This window comes from Sphingomonas sp. 37zxx (genome assembly GCF_000786205.1).
GTDB lineage: Bacteria > Pseudomonadota > Alphaproteobacteria > Sphingomonadales > Sphingomonadaceae > Sphingomonas.
The window spans coordinates 44,767-56,189 of record NZ_JROH01000002.1; the positions used below are offsets into that span (position 1 = coordinate 44,767).

10 protein-coding genes and 1 pseudogene are annotated in these 11,423 nt (G+C 64.7%); 8 read left to right on the forward strand and 3 right to left on the reverse strand.

From position 1 onward, the window contains the following. The first annotated feature begins 33 nt into the window (after positions 1-33). From QU44_RS01340 to QU44_RS01375, 8 genes are all read left to right on the forward strand, one after another. The gene (locus tag QU44_RS01340; RefSeq protein ID WP_033919642.1) at positions 34-504 is read left to right on the forward strand and encodes an A24 family peptidase; all 471 of its coding nucleotides are present in this window, start codon (positions 34-36) and stop codon (positions 502-504) included. A 50-nt stretch (positions 505-554) separates the two neighbouring features. Further along, the gene (gene cpaB / locus QU44_RS01345; protein WP_033919643.1) at positions 555-1,592 is read left to right on the forward strand and encodes a Flp pilus assembly protein CpaB; all 1,038 of its coding nucleotides are present in this window, start codon (positions 555-557) and stop codon (positions 1,590-1,592) included. A 1-nt stretch (position 1,593) separates the two neighbouring features. Then, positions 1,594-3,207: a type II and III secretion system protein family protein gene (locus QU44_RS01350; RefSeq protein ID WP_033919644.1), complete on the forward strand. Its 1,614-nt coding sequence runs from the start codon at positions 1,594-1,596 to the stop codon at positions 3,205-3,207. Positions 3,208-3,230: 23 nt separating this feature from the next. Then, on the forward strand, positions 3,231-3,869 hold the full coding sequence (locus tag QU44_RS01355) for a CpaD family pilus assembly lipoprotein (protein WP_033919645.1): 639 nt from the start codon (positions 3,231-3,233) through the stop codon (positions 3,867-3,869). Between the two features lies 1 nt (position 3,870). Continuing rightward, on the forward strand, positions 3,871-5,157 hold the full coding sequence (locus QU44_RS01360) for a pilus assembly protein CpaE (protein ID WP_033919646.1): 1,287 nt from the start codon (positions 3,871-3,873) through the stop codon (positions 5,155-5,157). 79 nt (positions 5,158-5,236) lie between these two features. Beyond that, on the forward strand, positions 5,237-6,190 hold the full coding sequence (locus tag QU44_RS01365) for a type II secretion system F family protein (RefSeq protein WP_231621573.1): 954 nt from the start codon (positions 5,237-5,239) through the stop codon (positions 6,188-6,190). A gap of 31 nt (positions 6,191-6,221) precedes the next feature. Then, complete coding sequence (locus QU44_RS01370) at positions 6,222-7,214, forward strand: type II secretion system F family protein (RefSeq protein ID WP_197054213.1); 993 nt, start codon at positions 6,222-6,224, stop codon at positions 7,212-7,214. 70 nt (positions 7,215-7,284) lie between these two features. Further along, positions 7,285-7,794 carry a hypothetical protein gene (locus QU44_RS01375; protein WP_033919648.1) on the forward strand — a complete coding sequence of 170 codons (510 nt, stop codon included), beginning with the start codon at positions 7,285-7,287 and terminating at the stop codon, positions 7,792-7,794. 13 nt (positions 7,795-7,807) lie between these two features. Here QU44_RS01375 and QU44_RS01380 read toward each other — a convergent pair whose 3' ends face one another. The 3 genes and pseudogenes from QU44_RS01380 to QU44_RS17635 form a co-directional block, all read right to left on the reverse strand. Beyond that, the gene (locus QU44_RS01380; protein WP_033919649.1) at positions 7,808-7,993 is read right to left on the reverse strand and encodes a hypothetical protein; all 186 of its coding nucleotides are present in this window, start codon (positions 7,991-7,993) and stop codon (positions 7,808-7,810) included. Then, entirely contained in the window at positions 7,990-10,662 is a 2,673-nt protein-coding gene (gene ppdK, locus QU44_RS01385) for a pyruvate, phosphate dikinase (protein WP_033919650.1), read from the reverse strand. Before ppdK ends, QU44_RS01380 begins: the two co-directional genes overlap by 4 nt. Before the next feature lie 132 nt (positions 10,663-10,794). After that, positions 10,795-11,052 (reverse strand): annotated as a pseudogene (locus QU44_RS17635) (DALR anticodon-binding domain-containing protein); the annotation flags it as partial. Positions 11,053-11,423 lie beyond the last annotated feature (371 nt).

Here is an 11,423-nt window from a genome sequence, read left to right on the forward strand (position 1 = left end):
TTAGAAAGCCGTGTCGTCTAGGGAATAGCCGACATGGGGGAAGTTTTCGCTTGGGGGCTGGCGGTTGTGCTGGCCGGCATCCTGGTTTCAGCCGGGATCGAAGATGTGCGCCACCGCGAGATCGCCAATTGGAAGAACGCCGCCATCGCGCTGCTGGCCCCCGCCTGGTGGGTCGCGATCGGCCTGCCGATGTGGCCGGGCATGGCGATCCAGCTTGGCCTGGCGCTGCTGGTCTTTGCTTTGTTCGCGGCCGCCTTCGCTGCCGGGATGATGGGCGGCGGCGATGTGAAGATGATCGCGGCGCTGGCGCTTTGGTTTCCGCTGCATTCGCTGCTGTGGCTGCTGGTGGTGATGTCGTTGGTCGGCGGTGCGATCACGCTGGTGATGCTGGTCGATCACAGGCGCCGGCGCATCAGCGAACAACCCGAAATTCCTTACGGCGTCGCAATCGCTTGCGCCGCGCTGCTGACGTTAAGCGAACCAGTTTTTAACCATTTTGGTTGACTACCCAAAATGGGAGCAACCGGCCCGTATCTGAAAAGGCCTGAACTGTCATGGATGGACGGAAAATCATTCTTTTGGTGGGCGCGCTCGTCATCGCGGCGATCACCGCGTTCATGGCGCGCACGCTGATGCTGGGCAGTTCGGCCCCGGTGGCCGGCGCGCAGGTACAGGCCGGCCCCGTTAGCAGCGTGAAGGTGCTGGTTGCCACCCGCGCGCTGCCGGTCGGCACCATCCTTGGCCCCGATTCGATGCGGTTTCAGCCCTGGCCCGAAGAATTGATCGAAAACGCCTATCATCTGGAGGGCAAGACCGACCTGAAGGCGCTGCAGGGCACCGTCGTTCGCTTCGCGGTGCCCGCGGGCCAGCCGATCGCGCAAGGATCGCTGGTACGGCCCGGCGATCGCGGCTTCCTGGCGGCGGCGCTGGGGCCGGGCATGCGCGCCGTCACCGTGCCGGTATCGGCGCAAAGCGCGGTCGCGGGCTTTGTCTTTCCCGGCGACCGGGTTGATCTGATCCTCACCCAATCGGTCCCCGGCGGCGGCGACGGCCCGCCGCTCAAGGCATCCGAAACGGTGCTTCGCAATCTGCGCGTGCTGGCGACTGACCAGCGAGTCGACAACCAGACCGACGAGGCGGGCAAATCGGTGGTATCGACCTATTCGACCGTCACCGTCGAGGTAACGCCCCGGATCGCCGAGAAAATCGCGGTCGCGCAGACCGTCGGCGATCTGTCGCTCTCGTTGCGCTCGATCGCCGACAATACCGCCGAATTGGAAGAAGCGATTGCGTCGGGCGAAGTCAGCGTGCCGCAGACCGACGATCCACGCGCCGAAAAGGCGATGCTGGCTAGCCTCGCTGCCCGCCCGATCGAGGCGCGCTCGAGCGTATCCACCGGTGCCGACGTATCGCGCTTCCAGCGCAGCAGCGTGCCGGGGCGCAGCGCCGAAGGATCAGGGAATGTCGGCGCACCTGCCGCCATGCCGGGCATGGCACCGGGAGCCGCCCCGGTATCGGGCGGCATGGGGCCGGTGGTTCGCGTTTCACGCGGCACCGCCGTGACTGCAGTCGAAGTCGGGGGAAAGAAGTAACATGACGAAGATTCGATCTTCGCTGCGAACGGCGCTCGCGCTCGCCGCTGCCACCGGCGCGCTGGGTGCATCGATGCCCACTATCGCCCAAAATGTCAGCGCGCCCAGCAACATGCTGCAACTCAGCACCGGACGCGGTCAGCTTATCACCGTGCGCGAACCGATCACCGATGTGTTCGTCGCCAGCGACGGTATCGCCGACGTCACCGTCCGTTCGCCAACCCAGTTCTGGGTGTTCGGCAAGGCGGCTGGCGAAACCACGGTCTATGCCGTGACCAAGGCGGGCAAGGTCGCCTATTCGTCGAACCTGCGCGTCGGCAATAATTTCGACAGCGTCGGCAGCATGCTCAACCTGGCGATGCCCGAAGCCGACATCACCGCGACGCCGATGAACGGGCTGATCCTGCTGACCGGCACGATCGCCAACCCGGCCGACGGTGCCGAAGCCGAACGGCTGGTGCAGGCGTTCGTGGGCGACCAGACCAAGGTCGTGTCGCGGCTGCGGACCGCGACGCCGCTCCAGGTGAACCTGCAAGTGCGGATCGCCGAGGTCAGCCGCAGCTTCGTCAAGAATATCGGCGTCAACCTGACCAACCGTGACACCGGATCATTCCTGTTCGGCATCTCACAAGGACGGCAGGGTACGATCGCGACGGTACCCGGCGTGCCGGGGCAGCCCAACGCGCCTGTCGACGTCAACGGGCAGGTACCGGGCGGCACCCTCGTAAACTTCCCCCAGAAACTGAGCGGCAGCACGCTGATTGGCGCCGCGGGGCGGTTCCTGGGCACCGATCTGCTCGCCTCGCTCGATCTGGGTGAGACGATCGGCCAGGTCACGACACTGGCCAATCCGAACCTGACCGCATTGTCGGGCGAAACCGCCACCTTCCTTGCCGGCGGCGAAATCCCGATCCCGATCAACCAGGGTCTGGGCGCGGTCGCGGTGCAATATAAGCAATATGGCGTCAGCCTGGCCTATACGCCGACGGTCTTGGCCGATGGCCGGATCTCGCTGCGGGTGCGCCCCGAAGTCTCCGAACTGTCGTCGGCAGGCGCGGTCACGATCGACGGGACACAAATCCCCGCGCTCACTACGCGCCGGGCCGAAACCACGATCGAACTCGGCTCGGGCCAAAGCTTCATGATCGGCGGGCTGCTGCAAAACAACCACAACAACCAGATCGAAAAGACCCCCGGCGTCGGCGATTTGCCCATCCTGGGCGCGCTGTTCCGGTCGAACGGCTTTCGCCGGCAGGAAACCGAATTGGTGATCGTCGTCACGCCATATCTGGTGAAGCCGGTCGATGCCAACCAGATCGCCCTGCCCACCGATGGCTATAAGACGCCAAGCGATGTCGAGCGCATCCTGCTTGGCCAGTTGAACGGCGGCACGACCAACGGCGAACGGCCCAAGCCGAGCATGGCCCCGCCGACGGTGGCCGCGCCCAGCTTTGGCGCGAGCGCGCCGCTGCTGCCCGCCGCCCCGGCCATGCCGCCAACCGGCCAGCAACCGGCAATCGCCGCGCCGCTGCCCGATCCGTTCGCTGCCGCGCCGGCGCGCCGCAAGCCAAAGAAGGTCCGGGGCGACGCCGCTCCCGGCTTCAGCGTCAATTGACCCGGTACGGGAGAGACATCGTCATGCATCCGCACCTTCGCCTCGCTGCGATCCTGCTGCCCGCCGCATTGCTGGCCGGCTGTGGCGGCACGCTCAACCGCAGCGTCGATTCAGTCCACCAGCCGGTGGTCAGCCGCACCGATTATGTGTTCGACGTGCAGTCGTCAGGCCAGGGATTGGCTGAGGGCGAGCGCGCCCGGCTGGCAGGCTGGCTCGCCTCGCTTCAGGCAGGCTATGGTGATCGGCTATCGGTCGATGATCAACCTGCTTACGATCCAGCCGCCCGCGCCGTCGTCGCCGCAGAGGCTTCGCGCTATGGCCTGTTGCTGGCCGACACCGCGCCGATCACCGCCGGTGCATTGACCCCCGGCACGGTGAGAGTGGTCCTCAGCCGCACCATCGCCACGGTGCCGAGCTGCCCGGATTATAGCCGGATGGCCGAGCCCAATTACGGTGCCCACACTTCGTCCAACTTCGGTTGCGGCATCAACAGCAATCTGGCCGCAATGGTCGCGCAGCCCGAAGACCTCGTGCGCGGTCGCCGGGGTGCCGACGTGACCGACCTAGTCACCGCGACCAAGCCGATCCAGGCGCTGCGCGAACGTAAGGTCGAGGCGGGTGCCGCCCTGCCCGCAGCCGCCGCCGGCGGGGGGAATAACTAAGATGAACGCCCCCTGGACTCCCGCACGTTCGGCAACGACGCGCGATCCCTTCGTCGCCTTCGTGTGCGACGACAACACCGCCGAAACGATGCGAAGCGTCGCGGTCGAACAAGGCTGGGCACCCGAAAAGGTGAACAAGGGCGGCTTGCGCAATGCTGTGCAGACGCTGTCGGTGTCGGCCAGCCCCTTCATCCTGTTCGTCGACCTGTCCGAAAGCGGCGATCCGCTGAACGACATCAACGGGCTGGCCGAAGTGTGCGAACCCGGCACCGTCGTGATCGCCTGCGGGCAGGTCAACGACGTGCGCCTGTATCGCGATCTGGTGGCCAGCGGCATTCATGATTACCTATTAAAGCCGCTGAACGCCGATGCGCTGCGCGAAACTTTCGCGCAGGTTCATGCGATGCTGAATGCGCCCAAGACGGCGGAGGCCAGCGCCGACCGCGCGCACACCGCGATTGCGGTGATCGGCACGCGCGGCGGCGTGGGCGCGTCGACGATGGCGACCTCGATCGCATGGCTGATGAGCGACAAGAGCGGGCGCACCACCGCGCTGCTCGATCTGGATGTGCATTTCGGCACCGGCGCCCTCGCGCTCGATCTGGAACCGGGGCGCGGGCTGACCGACGCGATCGAAAACCCAAGCCGGATCGACGGGCTGTTCATCGAACGCGCGATGGTGCGATCGTCGGACAAGCTGGCGGTATTGTCGGCCGAAGCGCCGATCCATTCGCCGGTGATGAACGACGGCACCGCGTTTTTCCAGTTGCAGGAAGAAATCAGGTCGGCATTTGAAACCACGGTGGTCGATCTGCCGCGCGCGATGCTGGTCCAATTCCCGCATCTGCTGGCCGACATCCAGGTGGCGGTGATCGTCACCGAATATACGCTGGCGGCCGCACGCGATGCGATCCGCATCCTGTCCTGGTTCAAAACCAACGCGCCGCAGACGACGATCATCATGCTGGCGAACCGGGTCCATGTCGCGTCACTGGAAATCTCGCGCAAGGATTTCGAAACCTCGATCGAGCGCAAGATCGACGTCGTGGTGCCGTTCGACCAGAAACTGGGGGCGCAGGCAGCCAAATTGGGCAAACCGCTGGCCGAGGCTGGCCGGGGGTCCAAGACCGTCGCACCCATCGCCGAATTGGCCACCCGCCTTTTGTCGATCAGCGCCGCCAGCGACACCGCAAGCCCCGCCCCCAAGGCAAAAAAGGGCGATGCGGCCAAGGGTGGATCGTTGCTGGGCAAGCTGAACCTGCGGATGCCGAGCAAGACAAAGAAGTGAGCGTGCCCGTGCGATCATCGCGCGGCATGATCTGAAGGAGGCGATCATCGGCACCGAGTTCCTGCCGCTATTGATGGTGATGCTGGGCGTGTTCGCGGTGCTGGCCTTGCTGGTGTTCGCCTTCACCGGGCCGTCGACCGCCCGCGCCGGCGCTCGCCGGCTGACGGCAGTGCGTGATCGCCACGCCAGCGTTGCCAATGGTGGCCTGATGGAGGCCCAGCTTCGCCGCATCTCCAACCGGCGGCAATCGACCGGCTTCGACCGGATCGCAAACCGTCTGCTGCCCAACCCTGCCGAATTGCAAAAGCGGCTGGCGATGACCGGCAAGAGCTGGACCGTCGGCCAATATGGCATGGTGACATTGGGGCTGTTCGTCGTCGTCGCGCTTGGCTTGTGGCTCCGTGGGTTGCCGCCGCTGCTTGCCCTGTTGCTGGGGGTGTTCGTCGGGGCGGGGCTGCCGCATTATTGGGTGGGCAAGACGATCAAGGGTCGAATCGCCCGGTTCAACGCCAAGTTCCCCGACGCGATCGAATTGCTGGTGCGCGGCCTGCGATCCGGCCTGCCGATCACCGAAACCATCGCGGTGGTCGGCGGTGAGGTCGATGGGCCGGTGGGCGAGGAGTTTCGATCGGTCGCCGACAAGATGAAGATCGGCCGCACGCTCGACATCGCGCTTCAGGAAACCGCCGATCGGCTGGGCACCGCCGAATTCCAGTTCTTCGTCATCACCATCGCGATCCAGCGCGAGACCGGCGGCAACCTCGCCGAAACGCTGGCGAACCTCGCTGATGTGCTGCGCAAGCGGATGCAGATGAAGCTCAAGATCCGGGCGATGTCGTCCGAATCTAAGGCATCGGCCTATATCGTCGGCTCGCTGCCGTTCATCGTCTTCGGCCTGATCTGGTTCATCAACGCATCCTACATGCAGGAATTCTTCGTCGATGAACGGCTGATGGTCGCTGGCGGCGGTGGCCTGGTGTGGATGAGCATCGGCGCGTTCATCATGGCCAAGATGGTCGATTTCGAAATCTGATGAGGCACTATCCGATGAGAGGCGCACGCTGATGGAACCGGGTGCTGGTCCCACGATCCTGGGGATCGACGTCATCACCGTCGCCACCTTCCTGGCGGCGATCGCTGCCTTTGCGGTGATGGTCGCGATCTATGTCGCAACGACGGTGCGCGATCCGATGACCAAACGGGTCAAGGCGCTGCAAGACCGCCGCGAGCAATTAAAGGCAGGCATCACCGCCTCGACCGGCAAGCGCCGCGCCAAGCTGGTGCAACAAAACGACACCACCGATCGCATGCGAAGCGTGCTGTCGTCGCTCAAGGTACTGCAGGATTCGCAGCTCAAGGTAGCGCAGCAAAAATTGTTGCAGGCGGGCATCCGATCGAAGGATTGGGCGGTCGCGGTGATTTTCGGGCGCATGGTGCTGCCGATCATCATCGGCGGCCCGACGCTCTATTGGGTCTATGGCACCGAGGCTTTTGCCGATTGGAGCCCGCTGAAAGCTTATGGCCTGGTCGCGGCCAGCTTTATCGGTTCGTACAAGGCCCCCGACCTGTATCTGCAAAACAAGATCACCAAGCGCTCCGACGCGATCCGCAAGGGGCTGCCCGACGCGCTCGACCTGTTGGTGATCTGCGCCGAAGCCGGCCTGACCGTCGATGCCGCCTTTCACCGCGTCGCCAAGGAACTCGGCCGTGCCTATCCCGAGCTTGGCGAAGAATTTCAGCTGACTGCGATCGAACTGGGGTTCCTGTCCGATCGGCGGCAGGCGTTCGAGAATCTGTCGACGCGGATCAATCTGGATGCGGTGAAAGGCGTGGTCACCACCATGATCCAGACCGAGAAATACGGCACGCCGCTCGCCTCGGCACTGCGCGTTTTGTCCGCCGAGTTCCGTAACGAACGCATGATGCGCGCCGAAGAAAAGGCAGCGCGGCTGCCCGCGATCATGACGATCCCGCTGATCCTGTTCATACTACCGGTGTTGTTCATCGTCATTCTGGGGCCGGCGGCCTGCGACATCAGCGACGCACTGATCAAATAGTCATAGAAGCTATCATGGGAACGCACTCGTCTCCCTGATCGTTGACCTTCCGTAACAGGAGGGACTCCGCATGCTTTTCTCGACCCCAACCCAATTCGCGGTGCTGGCATTATGCCTGATCGCAGGCTGGCTCTTTGGCCTTGCCAGCCATCCGGGTGGCCGCAAGTGGAAGGAACGCTTCCGCGCCGAGGAAGCCGCGCACCAGGCGACGCGCGACGAGCTGGCAATACGCGATACCCGGATCAGGGAGATCGAGCGAGACCGCGAACGCTGGACCTCGTCACAAACGGTGGTTGCACCGGTTGCCGCCGAAACCACGTCGCACAGCAACGGCTTCTTCGGCTGGGGACGCGACAATCTGTCGCGCATTCGCGGCATCGACGACCACACCGAGCAAGCGCTGCGGCACGAAGGAATCAAGACCTATGCCGCGATCGAAGCCTTGGTTCCCGAAGGTGAAGCCGATGTCGAATCGCGGCTAGGCCTCGATCGCGGGCGGATCGCGCAGCAGCAATGGCGCGAACAGGCGGCATTGCTGCGCCAGGGCAATGACGATGAACATGCGAGCCGCTTCGCCTGAAGCGGTCGCCTGGCTACAGCGTCACCCACTCCGGCCCACCCGGCGCGATCACGTCCTCCACCTTGTCGCCGGTTACCACCAGCGCCAAGGTGATCGCGGCCAACAGCAGCACGTCGAACAATATGACCGCTGCAAAGGCGACATAAGGATGGACCGGGCCAACCATGTCCATCCGCTGGCGGGTCAGGCGCTGCTTCATTTACGCAGCGCCGCCTGCGCCGCCGCCAGCCGCGCGATCGGCACGCGATAGGGCGAGGCGCTGACGTAATCGAGCCCGACCTGTTCGCAAAACGCGATGCTCGCCGGGTCGCCGCCATGCTCGCCGCAAATACCCAGCTTGATGTCGGGCCGGGTTGCCCTTCCCCGCTCGGCAGCCAGCGCGATCAGTTCGCCGACGCCTTCGACATCAATGCTCACAAACGGGTCGCGCGCGTAAATGCCCTTTTCGACGTAAACCGACAGGAAGCGCGCGGCATCGTCGCGGCTGACGCCCAATGTCGTCTGGGTCAGATCGTTGGTGCCGAAACTGAAAAATTCGGCCTGCTCGGCGATCTCACCGGCCTTGAGCGCCGCGCGCGGCAGTTCGATCATCGTGCCGACCAGATATTCGATCGTGCGCCCGCGTTCGGCAAAGACTTCGGCGGCGGCCTTGTCGACCACCAGCTTCATCAGTTCGAGTTCGCGGCGGGTGGCGACCAGCGGGATCATCACCTCGGGCACCGGCGCCTCGCCCGATTTCTCGGCGACGTCGCACGCCGCCATGAAGATCGCGCGCGCCTGCATTTCGTAGATTTCGGGATAGGTCACGCCCAGCCGGCACCCGCGATGGCCCAGCATCGGGTTGAATTCATGCAGCTCGGCCGCCCGGCGCTTGAGCTTGTCAATGTCGATCCCGGTGGCGGTGGCGACATCTTCGAACTCGGCCTCCTCATGCGGCAGGAATTCGTGCAGCGGCGGATCGAGCAGGCGGATGGTGCAGGGCAGCCCCACCATCACCTCGAAAATCTCGGCGAAATCGCTGCGCTGTTCGGGCAGCAATTTGTCGAGCGCGGCGCGGCGACCGGCTTCGTTTTCGGCGAGGATCATCTGGCGCACCGACGTGATCCGGCTGGCTTCAAAGAACATATGCTCGGTGCGGCACAGGCCGATGCCTTCGGCCCCGAATTCGCGCGCGGTGCGGCAATCATCGGGGGTCTCGGCGTTGGTCCGCACCTTCAGCCGGCGAACCTTGTCGGCCCACACCATCAGCGTGCCGAAATCGCCTGCCAGCTCGGGCTGGATCGTCGCCACCGCGCCCGCCATGACTTCGCCGGTGGTGCCGTCGATCGTCAAAATGTCGCCCTCGCGAATCTCACGCCAAGAACCGTCGGCGCCAACGCGCATGATCTTGTCCTTGGCGACGATCGACAGCGTGCCTGCACCCGATACGCACGGACGCCCCATGCCGCGCGCAACCACCGCCGCGTGGCTGGTCATGCCGCCGCGCGCCGTGAGGATACCCTTGGCGGCGTGCATGCCGTGAATATCTTCCGGGCTGGTTTCGACGCGGACGAGGATCACGTCCTCGCCATTGGCCGCCGCGCGCTCGGCGGTGTCGGCGTCGAACACCACCTTGCCCGATGCCGCCCCCGGCGATGCGGGAAGCCCCTTGGTCAGCACATCGCGCGGGGCATCGGGGTCGAGCGTGGGATGAAGCAACTGGTCGAGCGCCGATGGTTCGACGCGCAGCACCGCTTCCTCCTGCGTGATCAGCCCTTCCTCGGCCATGTCGACCGCGATCTTCAGCGCCGCCTTGGCCGTGCGCTTGCCGCTGCGCGTCTGAAGCATCCACAGCTTGGCCTGTTCGACGGTGAATTCGATGTCCTGCATGTCGCGATAATGCCGCTCGAGCAGGTCGAAAGTATGCGCCAGTTCGCCATAGACCTGCGGCATCGCCTCTTCCATCGAGGCTGGCTTGGCCCCGGCGGCTTCGCGCGCCGCCTTGGTCAGATATTGCGGGGTGCGGATGCCCGCGACGACATCCTCGCCCTGCGCATTGATCAGGAATTCGCCATAATAGCCGTTCGCCCCGGTCGAGGGATCGCGGGTGAAGGCGACGCCGGTGGCGCTGGTGTCACCCATATTGCCGAACACCATCGCCTGGACGTTGACCGCGGTGCCCCAGTCGCCCGGAATGTCGTTCAGCCGGCGATACACCTTCGCCCGCTCGGACTGCCACGACCCGAACACCGCGCCGACTGCGCCCCAAAGCTGGTCATGCACGTCCTGCGGAAAGGGCTTGCCCCATAATTCCTGCACCAGCGCTTTGTATTCGGCGACCAGTTTCTTGAGATCGTCGGCGCTCAATTCGGTGTCGAGGTAGAAGCCCTGGTCTTCCTTGGCGATTTCCAGCGCTTCCTCGAACCGGCCATGATCGAGTTCGAGCACGACATCGGCATACATCTGGATGAAGCGGCGATAGCTGTCCCAGGCAAAGCGCGGATCGGCCGAAATCGCCGCCAGCCCCTCAACCGTCGCGTCGTTGAGGCCCAGATTCAGCACGGTATCCATCATGCCCGGCATCGAAACCCGCGCACCCGATCGCACCGACACCAGCAACGGATTGGCGGCATCGCCAAACAGCTTGCCGGTAATCCCCTCAATGTGCCGCAGGCCGTTCGCAACTTCTTTGCGCACGCTGTCGGGGAAGGTCTGGCCTTCCTCATAATAGCGGGTGCACATCGCGGTGCTGATCGTGAAACCCGGCGGCACCGGCAGGCCGATCGATGCCATTTCGGCAAGGTTCGCACCCTTGCCGCCCAGCAGGTTCTTGTCGCCCTTGCCGCCGTCCGAAACCCCGCCACCGAAACGATAGATATATTGCGTCATAATATCTCCCTCTCCCCGCTTGCGGGGAGAGGGCCGGGGAGAGGGGCAGTCCTCTCTTACCGGCCCTTGCTTGATGTGCGAACTGCCCCTCTCCCAACCCTCTCCCCAAAGGGAAGAGGGCTTTAATATTTATCAGTCGATCTTCGAAAAATCGGCGACCGCATGCACCGCGTCGCGCATCCGCGCGAGCAGCGTCAGCCGCGCCGCGCGCTTGGCGGGATCGGCATCGTTGACGGTCACCGTCTCGAAGAATTGGTCGATCGGCGCGCGCAGCGATGCCAGCGCGGTCATCGCCTCGGCGAAATCCTCGGCAGCGATCGCGGCGGCGGCGCGCGGTTCGGCGGCGTCGAGCGCTGCGGCCAGCGCGGCCTCGGCAGGCTCGGGCGCATAGCCGGGGGCGTGTTCGCGCTGCGACCGGGCAAAATCGCCGACACTGGCGGTGAAGTTCGCCTGATCGACCTCGACCAGCGGGTCTTCCTCGCCGGTTTGCGGGATCGAATCGTCACCAGCGGCATGATCGAGCGCGCGCGCGGCGAGTTCATCGGGATGGCGATCTGTCGATTCGGTGCCGAAGGGTTCGGTGGCGGCTTCGACAGGGTTGGCCAAATCCCCCTCCCGCTTGCGGGAGGGGCTAGGGGTGGGGCTATCGTCCAGCTTCGCGCTCGGTGAGACTCCCGGCCCACCCCCGACCCAGTCCGGGGTCGGATGTGCCCCCGGCACATCCTCGACAGCGCGGGGCGCTGTCGACCCCGAACTCGCAA